At 75.4% G+C, this 14,713-nt stretch carries 16 protein-coding genes; 7 read left to right on the forward strand and 9 right to left on the reverse strand.

The window, feature by feature from the left end:
- The first annotated feature begins 175 nt into the window (after positions 1-175).
- Positions 176-382 (forward strand): hypothetical protein, encoded by a 207-nt coding sequence (locus tag ABZW32_RS31845; protein ID WP_356222643.1) that lies wholly within the window; start codon positions 176-178, stop codon positions 380-382.
- Between the two features lie 4 nt (positions 383-386).
- Here ABZW32_RS31845 and ABZW32_RS31850 read toward each other — a convergent pair whose 3' ends face one another.
- From ABZW32_RS31850 to zapE, 3 genes are all read right to left on the reverse strand, one after another.
- Positions 387-1,277: a polysaccharide deacetylase family protein gene (locus tag ABZW32_RS31850; protein WP_356222645.1), complete on the reverse strand. Its 891-nt coding sequence runs from the start codon at positions 1,275-1,277 to the stop codon at positions 387-389.
- A gap of 113 nt (positions 1,278-1,390) precedes the next feature.
- Entirely contained in the window at positions 1,391-1,816 is a 426-nt protein-coding gene (locus ABZW32_RS31855; protein WP_356222648.1) for an OsmC family protein, read from the reverse strand.
- A gap of 61 nt (positions 1,817-1,877) precedes the next feature.
- On the reverse strand, positions 1,878-2,987 hold the full coding sequence (gene zapE, locus ABZW32_RS31860; RefSeq protein WP_356222651.1) for a cell division protein ZapE: 1,110 nt from the start codon (positions 2,985-2,987) through the stop codon (positions 1,878-1,880).
- Between the two features lie 36 nt (positions 2,988-3,023).
- On the opposite strand from zapE, the gene ABZW32_RS31865 reads away from it, so the two are divergent.
- From ABZW32_RS31865 to msrB, 4 genes are all read left to right on the forward strand, one after another.
- Positions 3,024-3,809: a pyrimidine reductase family protein gene (locus ABZW32_RS31865; protein WP_356222654.1), complete on the forward strand. Its 786-nt coding sequence runs from the start codon at positions 3,024-3,026 to the stop codon at positions 3,807-3,809.
- Positions 3,810-3,960: 151 nt separating this feature from the next.
- Positions 3,961-4,428, forward strand: a complete 468-nt coding sequence (locus tag ABZW32_RS31870) for an indole-3-glycerol phosphate synthase (protein ID WP_356222657.1) — start codon at positions 3,961-3,963, stop codon at positions 4,426-4,428.
- Between the two features lie 50 nt (positions 4,429-4,478).
- Complete coding sequence (gene murC, locus ABZW32_RS31875) at positions 4,479-5,873, forward strand: UDP-N-acetylmuramate--L-alanine ligase (protein WP_356222660.1); 1,395 nt, start codon at positions 4,479-4,481, stop codon at positions 5,871-5,873.
- Between the two features lie 15 nt (positions 5,874-5,888).
- Entirely contained in the window at positions 5,889-6,296 is a 408-nt protein-coding gene (gene msrB, locus ABZW32_RS31880) for a peptide-methionine (R)-S-oxide reductase MsrB (protein WP_266843290.1), read from the forward strand.
- A 43-nt stretch (positions 6,297-6,339) separates the two neighbouring features.
- Here msrB and ABZW32_RS31885 read toward each other — a convergent pair whose 3' ends face one another.
- From ABZW32_RS31885 to ABZW32_RS31910, 6 genes are read right to left on the reverse strand one after another with little or no spacing between them, the layout of a single operon-like run.
- Complete coding sequence (locus tag ABZW32_RS31885) at positions 6,340-7,248, reverse strand: NAD-dependent epimerase/dehydratase family protein (RefSeq protein ID WP_356222663.1); 909 nt, start codon at positions 7,246-7,248, stop codon at positions 6,340-6,342.
- Positions 7,245-8,345, reverse strand: coding sequence for a cytochrome P450 (locus ABZW32_RS31890; RefSeq protein WP_356222666.1), 1,101 nt, complete (start codon positions 8,343-8,345; stop codon positions 7,245-7,247). Before ABZW32_RS31890 ends, ABZW32_RS31885 begins: the two co-directional genes overlap by 4 nt.
- Complete coding sequence (locus tag ABZW32_RS31895; protein ID WP_356222669.1) at positions 8,342-9,349, reverse strand: glycosyltransferase family 2 protein; 1,008 nt, start codon at positions 9,347-9,349, stop codon at positions 8,342-8,344. The genes ABZW32_RS31890 and ABZW32_RS31895 overlap by 4 nt, the downstream gene beginning before the upstream one ends.
- Positions 9,346-10,863, reverse strand: a complete 1,518-nt coding sequence (locus ABZW32_RS31900) for a class I adenylate-forming enzyme family protein (RefSeq protein WP_356222671.1) — start codon at positions 10,861-10,863, stop codon at positions 9,346-9,348. The genes ABZW32_RS31895 and ABZW32_RS31900 overlap by 4 nt, the downstream gene beginning before the upstream one ends.
- Positions 10,863-11,606 carry a glycosyltransferase gene (locus tag ABZW32_RS31905; RefSeq protein WP_356222674.1) on the reverse strand — a complete coding sequence of 248 codons (744 nt, stop codon included), beginning with the start codon at positions 11,604-11,606 and terminating at the stop codon, positions 10,863-10,865. The genes ABZW32_RS31900 and ABZW32_RS31905 overlap by 1 nt, the downstream gene beginning before the upstream one ends.
- Complete coding sequence (locus tag ABZW32_RS31910; protein WP_356222677.1) at positions 11,603-12,625, reverse strand: ketoacyl-ACP synthase III; 1,023 nt, start codon at positions 12,623-12,625, stop codon at positions 11,603-11,605. Before ABZW32_RS31910 ends, ABZW32_RS31905 begins: the two co-directional genes overlap by 4 nt.
- A gap of 181 nt (positions 12,626-12,806) precedes the next feature.
- On the opposite strand from ABZW32_RS31910, the gene ABZW32_RS31915 reads away from it, so the two are divergent.
- Both ABZW32_RS31915 and ABZW32_RS31920 read left to right on the forward strand, forming a co-directional pair.
- Positions 12,807-14,345 (forward strand): hypothetical protein, encoded by a 1,539-nt coding sequence (locus ABZW32_RS31915; RefSeq protein WP_356222679.1) that lies wholly within the window; start codon positions 12,807-12,809, stop codon positions 14,343-14,345.
- A 31-nt stretch (positions 14,346-14,376) separates the two neighbouring features.
- Positions 14,377-14,712: a hypothetical protein gene (locus ABZW32_RS31920; protein WP_356222682.1), complete on the forward strand. Its 336-nt coding sequence runs from the start codon at positions 14,377-14,379 to the stop codon at positions 14,710-14,712.
- The last annotated feature ends 1 nt before the right edge of the window (position 14,713 follow it).

Here is a 14,713-nt window from a genome sequence, read left to right on the forward strand (position 1 = left end):
CCCGCAGCGCGGTGTCCGCCCTGGTCGGGGCCGCCCGCACCGACGGCGCGCCGCTCCCGCTGGGCGCCCTGGCCGCGGCGGTGCTCCTCGCCGCGGCGGCGGGCACGCTGGCCTGCCTCGTCAGCGCACGGCGGGAGTAGGCCGCCCCTTCCGTCCGGCGCGTACGCTCGTGGGCATGGACCAGCCGCAGCAGGACCGGCCGCAGCAGGACCCTTCGTACTGCCCGGCGCCCGCCGCGCCCGCCGGGCGGGTGCCCGGGCCGCCGTACGCCGACTGCCCGGAGTGCGGCCGGCCCACCGAGTACGGGGTCGCGACCCCGGGCGCGGTGCTGTGCCCGGTGTGCGAGTGGCAGGAGGCGCAGCGCACCGCCTGCTCCGGATGAATCGTCACTTCCCCATCAGCTCGGACACCTTCACGAAGCGGTACCCCCGCTTGCGCAGCTCCGGGACGATCTTCCGGATGGCCTCCTCGGTGACGGGGGCCGCGCTGCGGGTGCAGTGCATGACCACCACCGAGCCGGGCTTGACCCCGGCCAGGACCTCTTCGGCCACCGCGTCGGGGTCCTTCGCGAAGGCGTCGCCGCTGACCACGTCCCACTGCACGGCGGTCACCTTGGCGGGTGCCAGGGCCCGCAGCGCCCGGTCGTCGTAGCAGCCCCCCGGGAAGCGGAAGTAGGGCACCGTGTTGACCGCGCCCGCCTTCCTGAACGCCGCGAAGGCCTGCTCCACGTCCGACCGGGCGGCGTCGCCGTCGAGCGTGGGGAGGCCGTAGCAGGGGGACTTGAAGGCGTGGTGGCTGTACGAGTGGTTGGCGATCTCGAAGTTGGGGTCGGTGCCGATGGACTTCGCCTGGTCCGGGTACTCCTCCGCCCAGCGGCCCGTCATGAAGACCGTCGAGGGGACCTGGAGCCGGCGCAGGGTGGAGATCAGCTCCGGGTTGTCGAAGCGCTCCCCGGAGGCGGCCCGCGGCCCCTGGTCCGAGGTCATGTCGGCGTCGAAGGTGAGGGCCACGGCCTTGTCGGCGCGCTGGCGCGTGCGCTCGAAGACGGGCGTCAGGCCGCCCGGCCCGGGGGCCAGGGTCGGGGCCCGGCCCGGTGCGCCGGGCAGCGGGGACGCGGGTGCGGAAGGGGAGGCGGGCGCGGCCGCCGGGCCGGACGCCGCGTGGGTGCCCATGCGGGCCTGGCCGCCGTCCGGGGGCGTACCGGCGCCGCCCCCGCATCCCGCGAGGGCGGCGCTGAGCGCGGCCACGGCCGCCACTTTGCGTGCAGAAAGGGTCACGTACGCAAAATATATGACTATGTGGCAATCAGACGTTTACGGCACTCGCGAACGCCGAAGTCGGCCGACGGGCCCCCGTGGGGACGGCGCGGGGGCCCGGCGACCGCCGGGGATCAGACGAGCTCGGCGCTCAGGGTGATCGTGGTGCCGGTCAGCGCCTGGCTGACGGGGCAGTTCTTCTTGGCGTCCTCGGCGGCGGCGGCGAAGCCCTCGGCGTCCAGGCCGGGCACCTCGGCGCGCACGGTCAGGTGGATGCCGGTGATGCCCTCACCGGGCTGGAAGGTGACGTCCGCCTTGGTCTCCACCCGGGTGGGAGGGGTACCGGCACCGTCGAGGCCGTGCGAGAGCGCCATCGAGTAGCAGCTGGAGTGCGCGGCGGCGATCAGCTCTTCCGGGCTGGTCTTGCCGTTGGCGGCCTCGGCGCGCGAGGGCCAGGAGACCTCGAACGAGCCCCGGCCCGAGGAGTCGAGGGAGACGGTGCCGGCACCCTTGAGCAGGTTGCCTTCCCAGACGGTGTGGGACGTGCGCGTGGTGGCCATGGTGGATCCCTTCGGAGGTATGGAAACGGCCGGGCCGCAAGAGCGCCCGGCCGTGCCAAACCTACTGCGACACCAGGGGTTTCGCGTCGCGGGCGAGCGCGGTGAGCCGCGATATGGCTCGGAAGTACTTCTTCCGATAACCGCCGTTGAGCATTTCTTCACTGAACAGCCGGTCGAAGGGCACCCCGGAGGCCAGCACCGGCACCTCGCGGTCGTACAGCCGGTCGGCGAGCACCACCAGGCGCAGCGCCGTCGACTGGTCCGGGACCGGGCCGACGTCGGTCAGGCAGACGGCCGCTATGCCGTCGGTGAGGGCCCCGTACCGGCTCGGGTGGACCTTCGCCAGGTGTTCCAGCAGGCCCGGGAAGTCGTCGAGGCTCGCGCCCGGGGTCCCGTACGCGGCCTTCGCCACCTGCTCGTCGGTGAACGGCGCCGGGGCCTCGGGCAGGCCGCGGTGGCGGTAGTCCTGGCCGTCGATCCGCAGCGGCCGGAAGTGCGCCGAGAGCCCCTGGATCTCGCGCAGGAAGTCGGCGGCGGCGAAGCGGCCCTCGCCGAGCTTGCCGGGCAGGGTGTTGGACGTGGCGGCCAGGGCCACGCCCTGCTCGACCAGCCGGCTCAGCAGGGAGGAGACGAGCACGGTGTCGCCCGGGTCGTCCAGCTCGAACTCGTCGATGCACAGCAGCCGGTGCCCGCCCAGGGTCTGCACGGTCTGCTGGAAGCCGAGCGCGCCGACCAGGTTGGTCAGCTCCACGAAGGTGCCGAAGGCCTTGAGCGCGGGCTCGGCCGGGGTGGCGTGCCAGAGGGAGGCGAGCAGGTGGGTCTTGCCGACGCCGTAGCCGCCGTCGAGGTAGACCCCGCGCGGACCCGCGGCGGGCGCGGCGGGCTTCTTCGAGAACCAGCGCCGCTTGCCCGTGCCGGTGGCGTGGGCCCCGCCCAGGCCGGCGGCGAAGCCGCTGAGGACGGTGACGGCCTCGGCCTGGCTCGGCTGGGCCGGGTCCGGGTCGTAGGTGTCGAAGCGCACCGAGTCGAAGCGCGGGGGCGGCACCATCTCGGCCACCAGCCGTTCGGCGGGCACCCGCGGCTCGCGGGCGCACAGGGCCAGCGGGCCCGCGTCGGCTATCGGGGGCTGCCCGGACGGGGCAGATCCGGAGGTCGAGAGTGAAGTTGACACAGCCCTTAACTCTACGCGGCGTGTCAGACTGCACCGATGCGACGCCTGCTCCCTGTGACCGATCAGACATCCGCCCCGTCCGTCCCGGACCCGGCCGACCGCGAGTGGTCGCTGGACGAGCTCGCGGACGCCTACGCCTATCCGGAGCTCGCCCCCGGCGCGCACTGGCTGAGGGCGAACATGGTCTCCACGCTGGACGGGGCCGCTCAGCACGACGGGCGCTCACAGCCGATCTCCGGCGAGACCGACATGCGGATCTTCGGCACCCTGCGGGCCCTGGCCGATGTGGTGATCGTCGGCGCGGAAACGGTTCGCCAGGAGGGGTACCGCCCGGCCCGCGCCCGGGAGGCCTTCGCGGCCCGCCGCGCGGCCGCCGGCCAGGGTCCCGCCCCCGCCATCGCCGTGGTCACCGCGAGCCTGGACCTGGACTTCACCCTGCCCCTGTTCACCTCCCCCCTCGTGCCCACCCTGGTGGTCACCGGGGCCACCGCGCCCGCCGACCGGGTGGCCGCGGCCACCGCCGCCGGGGCCGAGGTCGTCGTGGCGGGCGAGGGCGCGGGCGCGGACCCCGCCCGGGCCGTACGGGAACTGGCCGCGCGCGGGCTGCGCCGCCAGCTGACCGAGGGCGGGCCCCGGCTGCTGGGGCAGTTCGTGGCCGCCGACGCGCTGGACGAGCTGTGCCTGACGATCTCCCCGACCCTCACGGCGGGCGGGGCCCAGCGGATCGCGGGCGGGCCCTCCGTCACGGTTCCGCACCGGCTCGCGCCCGCCGTCGTACTGGAAGAGGCCGGGTTCCTGTTCACGAGCTACCGTCGGATCTGAACAAGGGGCGGAATTTGTCGTTCCGCTTAGCTTCCGCCGGGCACATACCTGGGCACATATATCTCTGCGCAAGGCCCCGCGCGACTGCGGGGCAGGATGGTTTCCGCAGGGGCCGGCCGACCGGCCCCGGCCCATGAAGGAGAGGGCGTCCGTGTTCACGAGCGTATTGATGATCGAGCAGCCGCTGACCACGGTGGACGTGGACTTCGTCACCACCCTGCACGGAGACGACCAGGTCTCCTTCGTCGTCCTCATGCAACCCAGGGGAGACCAGGACCGACTGCTCCGCGCCATCGACGACGTAGCGCTCGGCGAGCTTCCCGAAGCCCTCCACGAAGGCGAGGAGCCCGAGGGCGAGGCCGCCCGGGGCCCCGCCGCACAGGCCCTCGAACACTCCCTCGCGTCCCTGCGCAGGAAGGGCGCCAAGGCCGTCGGACAGATCATCGAGAACCACCCCCTCGACCACCTCAAGAGCGTCGTCGACGAGACGTCCGCCGACGAGGTGATCGTCCTGACCGCTCCGCACTTCGTCGAGGAGTTCTTCCACCGGGACTGGGCCTCCCGGGCGCGCCACAAGGTCGGGGTTCCGGTGCTCAAGCTCTTCGCCCACAACGAATAGGCTGGGGCGGCACAGCCCCACCGCACCCCCTCGATCCTGGAGCGACCTGAATGAAGCCCGGCCTGCCGACCGCGATGGAACGGCCCCACTTCATCGGCATCGGCGGCGCCGGCATGTCCGGCATCGCGAAGATCCTCGCGCAGCGCGGCGCGCAGGTGGCCGGCAGCGACTCCCGTGACTCCGAGACCGCCCAGGCGCTGCGCGCCCACGGCGCCACGGTCCACATCGGGCACGCCGCCGGCCACCTCGCCGACGACACCACCTGCGTGGTCGTCTCCAGCGCCATCCGCACCGACAACCCGGAGCTGGCCCGCGCCGCCGAGCTGGGCATCCCCGTCGTGCACCGCTCGGACGCCCTCGCCTCGCTGATGGACGGCCTGCGCCCCATCGCCGTCGCCGGCACGCACGGCAAGACCACCACCACCTCGATGCTGGCGGTCTCCCTCTCGGCGCTGGGCCTCGACCCCTCCTACGCCATCGGCGGCGACCTGGACGCCCCCGGCTCCAACGCCCACCACGGCGAGGGCGGCATCTTCGTGGCCGAGGCGGACGAAAGCGACCGCAGCTTCCACAAGTACGCGCCCGAGGTCGCGATCATCCTCAACGCGGAGCTCGACCACCACGCGAACTACGCGTCGATGGAGGAGATCTACGAGTCCTTCGAGACCTTCGTCTCCAAGATCGTCCCCGGCGGCACCCTGGTCGTCGCCCACAGCCAGGACGGCGCCGCCGAGATCGCCCGCCGCGTCGCGGGCACGCAGGGCCTGAACGTCGTCACCTACGGCGAGGAGGACGGCGCCGACGTCCGCATCACCAAGATCACGCCGCGTGGCCTGACCAGCGAGGTCACCGTCCTGCTCCAGGACCGGATGCTCACCTTCACCGTCTCGGTGCCCGGCCGCCACTACGCGCACAACGCCGTCGCGGCCCTCGCCGCCGGTGTCGCCCTCGGCATCCCGGCGCACAACCTGGCATCCGCCCTCGGCAAGTACACCGGCGTCAAGCGCCGCCTCCAGCTCAAGGGCGAGGCCGCCGGCGTGCAGGTCATCGACTCCTACGCGCACCACCCGACCGAGATGAACGCCGACCTGGAGGCCATCCGCGGCGCCGCCGGGGACTCCCGCATCCTGGTCGTCTTCCAGCCGCACCTCTTCTCCCGCACCCAGGAGCTGGGCAAGGAGATGGGCCAGGCCCTCGCACTGGCCGACGCCTCCCTGGTCCTCGACATCTACCCGGCCCGCGAGGACCCGATCCCCGGCATCACCAGCGAGATCATCATCACCGCGGCCCGCGCCACCGGCGCCGACGTCAGCGCCGAGCACGACAAGGAAGCCGTCGCCGACGTGATCGCGGGAATGGCCAAGCCCGGTGATCTCGTTCTGACCATGGGCGCGGGCGACGTCACCGATCTGGGACCCCGGATCCTCGCCCGGCTGTCGAACTGAGGGAGCGGGAACGTCATGGCGTACGAGGTCCAGAAGACGGACGAGCAGTGGCAGGCCGAGCTGACCCCGTCCGAGTACCAGGTGCTGCGCCTCGCCGGCACCGAGCCGGCCTTCCGCGGTGAGTACACCGACACCAAGACGGAGGGCGTCTACTCCTGTCGCGCCTGCGACGCCGAACTCTTCCGCTCCACGGAGAAGTTCGACTCGCACTGCGGCTGGCCGTCCTTCTTCGACCCGAAGGACACCGAGGCCGTCGAACTGATCGCCGACACCTCGCACGGCATGGTCCGCACCGAGGTCCGCTGCGCGAAGTGCGGCTCCCACCTGGGACACGTCTTCGACGGCGAGGGTTACCCGACCCCCACCGACCAGCGGTACTGCATCAACAGCATCTCCCTGAGGCTCACCCCGACCGAGGGCTGAGCCCCGGCCCCGCCCGGGTGCGCGCACCCGGGCGCGGGCGGGTTCAGCCGCGGAGCGAGCCGAGGTGGTCCGCCAGGGTGCGGGCCGGGGACCAGCCCCGCGAGCGGGCCCTGGCGATGTCCAGGACCACCGGGTGGGACAGCTGGTCCACCGCGTAGCGGCTCAGGGCGGGCTCGGAGCCGGTCAGGCGGGACAACGCCTCCGCCGCCCCGGCCGCCGTACGGGCCAGCGGGAGCGGCAGGTGGCGGATCCGGGCCCGTACCCCGTGGGCCCGCAGCACCGCGCCGACGGCCGCGTCCCGGCCGTACGGGCGGGCGTCCGCCACGTTGTAGGCGCCCGGGGCCCAGCCGGCCGCCGCCAGGCAGGCGTCCGCCAGGTTCTGCACCGCCGTCAGGCTCAGCCGCACGTCCGGACCCGGCAGCAGCAGCGTCCCCGCCCGGACCCGGGACAGCAGCCGGGGCAGCAGCTGGGTGTCGCCCGGCCCGTAGACCGCCCGCGGCCGCAGCACCACCGCGCCCCCGGCCAGGGCCAGCGCCTCGCCCGCCGCCTTGGTCCGGCCGTAGGCGTTCAGCTGGCCCCGACACGGATGGTCCTCGGTGACCAGCCCCCGGCCCCGGCGCGGGTCGTAGACGCTCGCGCTGCTCACCCACACCACCGGCCGCCCCGCCGCCGCCCGCAGCAGCCGCGCCGTGCCGTCCACGTTCACCGCCCGCATCGCCGCCTCCGCACGGGGACCCGGCGCCGGGTCCCCGACGGCCGCCGCGCAGTGCACCACGAAGTCGGCCCCGGCCAGGTCCGGCTCCGTACGCGCCGCGTCCCAGAAGCGGTGTTCCCCCACCGGACCCGGCCGCCGCCCCACGCACACCACCGAGGCCCCCGCCGCGGCCGCCGCCCGGGCCACCCACCCGCCGCAGAAACCGCTCGCCCCCGTCACCGCCACCCGCGGCCTCACGTGCCCGCCCCCACCGTCAGCGAACACCACCCCGGCAGCGCCGCCCGCCGGTCCACCCGGGCCCCGGTCACCACCGGCCGGTACGGGGCCAGCGCCCCCAGTACGTCACCCAGCAGAACCTCGGCCAGCCGGGCCCCGGGACAGGCGTGCGGCCCCGCCCCGAACACCAGCCGCGCCACCCCCGGCCCCGCCGGATCCCGCCCGTCCGGATCCCGCCGGTGCGCCCCCGCCGCGTGCCGGGCCACCAGGACGAGCCGGTCCCCGGCCCGCACCGGACAGCCCCCGACCGTCCCGGCCGCCGCCGCGACCCGCGGCAGCACCGGAGAGGCCGCCGTCACCCGCAGCAGCTCCTCCACCAGCCGCGGCCGCAGCTCCGCGTCGGCCGCCTGCTCCCACAGCCCCGCGTCCGCGCACCAGGCGACCGCCCGCGGCAGCGCCGCCACCGTGGTGTTCACCGCCGCCACCGCCACCATCGCGGGCAGCGCCTCCTCCCCGCCGCCCAGCAGCAGCCGCAGCCGCTCCGCCGCCCGGGCCGCCTCCGCCCGCGCCCCAGGCCGCTTCGGACCCGGCAGATGGCCCCGCACCGACGCCGCCGCGGCCCGCGCGGCGGCCTCCGCCAGCACGCGCGGCTCGGCCCGCACCTCCAGCAGCCCGCACACCACCGACCCCGCCAGCTCCCGCGCCAGCGCGACCACGTCCACCTCGCCGCCCCGGGACAGCGGCGCGAGCCCCCGTACCAGCGACGGCCCCCAGTCCCGGCGCAGCCGCGCCACCCCGGCCGTGCCGAGCCGCTCCGCGAGGGCCCGCCGGTCCGCCCGGTGCCCACCGCCCTCCTGGTCGAACAGCACGCCCCCGGCCCCGTCGCCCAGCGCCGAGCGCGCGGCGCCGCCCGTGGTGCCGGCCGCCGTCCGGTCCAGCGGCAGCCGGATCAGCGCCTCCCGGTACGCGTCCGCGTCGTGCACCAGCAGCGTTCCGCCGAGCCGGCGCACCGCCCGCCCGCGCGTGGCCGCGAGCAGCCCGAACAGCAGGGGACGGGCGTACAGGTAGACCTTGCGGTCCCGGCGCCGGGCCTTCGCGGCGTCGTTCACAGCACTCACCGGACGTGGACCTCTTCCGTGTCGACGGGCCGGTAGCGCCGGTCCCAGTACCAGAGCAGGGTGCGCCGGGCACCCCAGGAACGCAGCCGTCGCAGGCTGCTCCGCACCACCAGGTGCTCGACGCGCACCACCCGCCCGCTGTGCTCCCGCGCCCGGTTGAGCAGGGTGACGTCCTCCGAACCCTCCTCCAGCCGCTCCCGCGGGGCCCCGCCGCAGCGCACGTACAGCGCGGCGGTGATGCCGAGGTTGTGGCCGTGGCACAGCACGTACGGGGCCCGGAAACGGGGACCGCGGTGCGCGGCCCGGTAGCGCCCGTACAGCGCGGACAGCCGGACCAGCGCGGGCAGCAACCGAGCCTCGGCGAAGGTGGGCCGCTCGTCGGGGCGCGGCACGCTCCGCCCGCACAGCAGCTCGGCGCCGCGCCCGAACTCCGCCCGGGCGACGGCCATCCAGTCCCGGGCCGGCAGACAGTCCGCGTCCGTACGCAGCAACAGGCGCGCCCCGGCCCGTACGGCGTACCGGAAGCCGGTGTCGGCGGCGGTACCGGCCCCCGGCTCGGGCTCGGGGACCAGCTCGACGGGGAACGGCGCCGAGCGCGCGAACTCCCGTACCACCTCGGCCGTCGCGTCGGTGGAGGCGTTGTCGACCACCACCAGCGCGAACGCCGTGTCCTGCTGAGCGGCGAGCGCGGCCAGCGTGCCCGGCAGCGAAGCGGCCTCGTTGTAGGCGGGCACGACCACCCACAGGTCGGGCGCACCGGCCTCCCGCCCCGGGACGCCGTACCCGCCCTGCCCGTGAACCGCGCCGCCCTGCCCGTGGGCCGTGCCGCCCTGCCCGTAGGCCGCCCCGTCCCGCCCGTGGGCCGCGCCGTCCTGCCCGTGGGCCGCCCCGTCCCGCCCGTGGGCCGCGCCGTCCCGCCTCGGGGTCCTGTGCCCGTCCCGCCCCGGGGCCGTGTGCCCGACCCGCCCGTTCGCCGCGCCGTCACGCCCCCGGGCCCCGCTCATGCCGGGCCCCCGCGCCCCGCCGCGAGGAGTCCCGCCGCGAGCTCCGACGCCGCCGCCCGGTCGGGCTTGCGCGAACGCCCCGACAGCGGGATCCGCGCGAACAGCAGCGCGTCCGGCCGGGCCGTGCCCATCCGGCGCAGCGGGTCCGACAGCGCGGCCCGCAGAGCCGGTTCGGGGACCCCGCGCTGCGGCTGCACCACCGCCACCAGCCGCTCGTCCCCGTCGCCCGCCGGGACCCCGACGAGCACCCCCAGCTCGACCCCGGGCACGTGCAGCCCCGGCTCGTACAGACCCGGGTAGATGTTCTCCGCCCTGCGCAGCACCATGTCCTTGCACCGGCCCTCCAGCACGATCCGGCCCGCTCCGTCCAGCCGCGCCCGGTCGCCCGTGCGCACCCACGGATCGGGCCGCTCCCCGAGGTAGCGGTCCCGGGCCGCGGGCCCGGCCAGCAGCAGCTGCCCGTCCCCGTCCGCCACGGCCCGGACCCCGGGCAGCGGGGCGCCGACCAGGTCCCCCGCCCCGGTGAAGGCGGCCTTCTCCCGGGACTCCACCGCGGCCGCCGGGAACAGCTCGGTCAGTGCGTACACCCCCCACGCCTCGTCCGCGCCCGCCGCCCGGACCCGGTCCAGCAGTGCGGCGCTCGCCGGAGCCGACCCCGTCCACACCCGGCCGCCGAACCGGGCGCCCGCCCCCAGCGCGTCCCGCAGCTGCGGCGGGGTCAGATAGGTGTCCCGGGGCCGCAGCCGGCGCAGCTGGCGGGCCAGCACGGCGGGGGAGCGGGCCGGCAGGGCGACGGGCGCTCCGCGCGTCAGGGAGGGCACCAGCACGAAGAAGGTGCCGCCCAGCACCGGTTCCGCGCACCGCCCCCCGGCCGCCGGGTCCGCCGGGCCCGCCGTGAACAGGGCCGCCACCGTGTCCATCCCGGCAGCCAGCCCGGCCCGGCTGTGCACCACGGCCCGGGGCCGCGAGGTGGTCCCGGAGGTGAAGACGATCACCGCGTCGGCGGCGTCGGTGCCCCCGTACACCGGCACGCCGGTGCGCGGCGCCCCCGTCCCCAGCGCGGGCGCGCAGCCCGGCAGCCGGGGGCCGACCGTGGCCACCGGGCCCAGCCCGGCCAGCTCCGGCAGTTCGAGCCGCGCCCGCCGGGCCAGCGTCCGGGCCCATCCGGCGACCGCCTGCGCGGCGGCGTCCGCGAGCACCAGCGCCGGCCGGGCCAGCGCGAGGCGGGCCCGCAGCACCTCGGCCCCGGCCCCCGGGTCCAGCACGGCCCCGCGCAGCCCCAGCCGCCACAGCGCGAGCAGCACCGCCAGCGCGCGCGGTCCCGGCCGCACCGCCACCCCCACGGTGTCCCCGGGCCGCAGCCCGCGCGCGTGCAGGGCGGCGGCGTACGCGTCCGCCAGCTCTACGAGTTCACCGCGGGTGGCGCTCACCCGGGTGGCTCCCGTACGGGTCGCGGACAGCACGGCGGGCCGCTCGGGCCGGGCGCGCAGCGCGTGTTCCAGTCGGTCCAGCATCAGCGCGGGTCCGTTCCGTGCGTGCCGCTGCCCTGGTCGAGGTACCAGCGGGCGGTCCCGGCGAGCCCGTACGCCCGCAGCCGGCGCGTCGAGTTCTCCACGACCATGCCCCGGCAGCGGGTGATCCGGTCGGTGTGGCGGCGCACCGCGTTCAGGAAGAGCCGGTCCGTCGGCGAGGGCCGCCGGGGCATCCCGCCGACGGCCAGGTACAGCTCCGCCGTGATGGCCATGTTGTTCCCCGCGTGCATCCGGTACGGGGCCTTGAACCCGCCCCGCCGGGAGTGCTGCGGCCGCAGCCGCCCGAACAGGGAGGCCACCGCGACCAGACCCGCGAAACCGGCCCGCCCCAGCGGCCCGTGCTCGTCCCGGCGCGCCGTGACCCGCCCGCACACCAGCCCGGGGCGCTCCAGCAGCGCCGTCCGCGCGGCGCCCGTCCAGCCCGGCCGGGGCAGGCAGTCGGCGTCCGTCCGGGCCAGCAGGGCCGCCCCGCGCGCGATCGCGTACCGGAACCCGGTGTCCACGGCCGAGCCGACCCCCTTCTCCGGCTCCTCGATCACCTCCACCGGGAACGGCGCCCGCCGCGCGAACTCCCTGGCGATGGCGGCCGTACCGTCCGTGGAGGCGTTGTCCACCACCAGCAGGGTGAACCCCCGGTCCCGCTGCGCCGCCAGCGCCGCCAGCGTCGAGGCCAGCCGCGCCTCCTCCTCGTACGCGGGCACCACCACCCACATCGGCGCGTTCACGACTTCTCCCAGACCATCGTCATGATGCTGACGCCGCCCCCCAGGCCCACGAACAGCACCCGCTCCCCGGCGGCGAGCCCGCCGAAGACCCGGTCCAGCTGCACCCCGATGCTCGCGCTCGCCACGTTGCCCAGCTCCGGCACCGTCACCACCAGCTTCTCCCGGGGCACCCCGGTCAGCTCCGCGAACCGCTCCAGGTACGGCACCGTCACCTGGTGCACCAGCACCTTCGCGAAACCGTCCCAGTCCAGCCCCGTCCGGTGCAGCGTGCGGTCGATGACCGCCGTGCCCACCTTCTCGAAGACCCCGCGCAGCTCCCGCCCGTCGCCGCGGAAGTACGTGTACTCGTCCCCGCGCGGGTGCCGCGACCCGCCGCCCGGGATGCCCCCGACCTCCCAGTGCTCCGAGTGCGTCTCGGTGTCCACGTCCAGGATCCCGCCGCGCTCCACCGCCTCCACCACCACGGCCGCCCCCGCGTCGCCGAAGGTGTATCCGGCGAACCCGCTGCGGAACCCGTCGAAGTCGGCCGGGTCGGTGCGCACCGCACGGCTCGGGGTTTCCCCGGTGACCACCAGCGCCCGGCGCGCCCGCCCGGCCAGGACCATGCTCCGGGCGAGGTCGATGCCGTTGACGAAGCTGTTGCAGGCGTTGGTGACGTCCACGGCGTGCGCCCGCGACCCGAGCGCCGCCTGCACGATGTGCGCGGTCGCCGGCTCGACCACGTCCCGGGAAGCCGAGGCGAAGACCAGCAGGTCCACGTCGAGCGGGGTGAGTCCGGCGGAGTCCAGCGCCCGGCGGGCCGCGCCCACCGCGAGGGTGGAGGCGAACACCCCCTCGGCCGCGATCCGCCGCGTCAGGATCCCGGTCGCCCGCGTCAACGTCCTCGGCGGGAGCGCGATGCCACTGCGCCGGGTCACCTCCCGCTGGAGGTCGTCGGAGGACAGGACGTCCTCGGGCAACAGGGCGCCGACGGCGGTTATCCCGGCGCGCGGCCGCGGGTCAGGCTGCTGAATGAACATGCCCTCACGATGACGCGCCGCACCGGCCCCGGCCTGAGTACGGATGCTCAAGTACACGTGGTGCGCGCTGAGTAGGACGCCCGCCCTCCGCCTCGGCGGCGCTCAATGACCATCCGTCAACACCGTTACGTACAAGGGCGGTTGTTCGTATCGTGGACCGACGACCACGGGGGAGGACGAAATGACGGTCGATCGTGGGTTACCCGGGCTCATCCAGCAGGGCGAGGACTGGACGGACCGCTGGCTGAGCGCGGCCGCGCACCGCAGCGAGCAGTTCGCCCGCGAGACCGCGGCCGAACTGACCGAGGACCGGCTGACGGCGCTCGGCCCCTCGCTCGGGGTCGACCTCGTGGCGGTGGCCCGGCACGCGCGGGTCGCGGTACGCCGCGCGAACCTCCGCGACGGCATGCTGGCCGTGCTGCTCGTGGCCTGGCTGGTGCCGGCGGTCCTGCTCGTCCACCGGGCCCGGCACGAGCAGCCCGTCGGCCCGGAGCTGCTCGGTCTCCTGGGTGTACTGGCCGCCGCCTGGATCCTGGTGCTGGTCACCGAGCACCGGGCCCGGACACTGGTCTTCCGGGTGATCGACGGAAACGGTCCGCCACCCGACCGGCTCGCGCCGCCGCTCGACCCGGAGCTGGAATCCCGGCTGCGCGAGCAGGCGCGCACCAACGTCCTGCCGTACCACGAGGCCGCCGAACGGACGAACCCCTTCGTCGGCAGCGGCGAGATGGTGGAGGACCGGGTCTGGCAGCCCATCGACATCAGCATCCCCGCCAAGGACCCGGCCGGCGGCGGCGAGCTCACCATCATCGGCTTCGACGTCGTCGAGCTGCACGCCTTCGTGGCCCGGGAGATGGGGAACATCGCGGGCCTGGAAGGCCTCCAGACCGGCAACCGGCTGTACGTGCGCGGCTCCATGACCCCGCACGCCGGAAAGGAACTGCTGCCCGACCGGCTGAGCGCGCCCCGCACGACGGTCCCGGAGGGGTTGGTGGAGGCCGGACTGACCCGCCCGGGCCTCGGGATGCGGACCTACCTCTGCCTGGAGGGGGTCGGCCAGGGCGGCCGGGTGATCGTCACCATGCACCTGCGCGCCCGCGTCCGGCACCCCCGCCTGAGCTGGGAGGTGACCACCCACGTGGTGCCGCCGCTGCGGGATGAGTTCCTCGACGTGCGCAGGCTGCGGCGGGACCCCTTCGGCCACTGGTGGTCCCTGTGGCGCCTCGCCACCGGGGAGTTCCTTCCCGCCCTGTTCAAGGTGCCCGCCCGGCTGTGGCGCCGGGGCCGGGGGCGGGCGCTGCGCCGCTGGCGGCTGTGGCGGGCCCGGTGGGCCATCGGCAAGCAGTACGAGGAGTTCGACTACGGCGCCGACGGCAGCATCCGGGCGCGGGCGGCGGTCGGCCTGCGGCTGATGGAGTTCTCGGACACCAACGACGCCGTGGACTTCCTCCAGAGGCTGCGCCAGGGCGTCCTCACGGCGACCGAGCAGTTCCTGAAGGCCCACCACATCGACACCACCTCCTTCGAACAGGCGCAGCAGGTCATCAACCACCACAGCTACACCTTCCACGAGGCCATCACCGGCCAGGGCTTCAACTTCGGCGGCCACGGCACCGTCAACCTCCCCGGAACCGGTCCGGCCCCGGGCCAGGGACCCGGCCAGGGACCCGGCCAGGGATCCGGCGGCCCGTCCCCGTCCCCGGCGCCGGCCGGTCCGTGAACCCCTCCCGCCACCGCAGAGGAGCGACCCCATGGGCACCTACCACTTCCACGGGAACGTCGAAGGCCCCGGCAACTACGGCGACCACGGCGTGATCAACATCGGACCGCAGCACCAGGACGACCCCGCCCGCACGCTGCGCCTGGCCGCGGAACTCGCCCGGTGGCTCCGCGACGAGGGCGCGGCCGCGGACCGCGTCGACGCGGCCCGGACCCTGCACGGCGAACTGGAACGGGCCGGGGAGGAACTCCGCGCCCCCGAGCCGGGGCTGATCCGCCGCTGCCTGGACACCATCACGGCGGGGCTGGGCGCGGGCAGCGGGGCCCTGGCCCTGGCCCGGGAGATCGCCGGACTCCTCGGCGGCTGAG

Origin of the sequence: Streptomyces sp. NPDC004667 (genome assembly GCF_040609475.1) — a bacterium.
GTDB lineage: Bacteria > Actinomycetota > Actinomycetes > Streptomycetales > Streptomycetaceae > Streptomyces.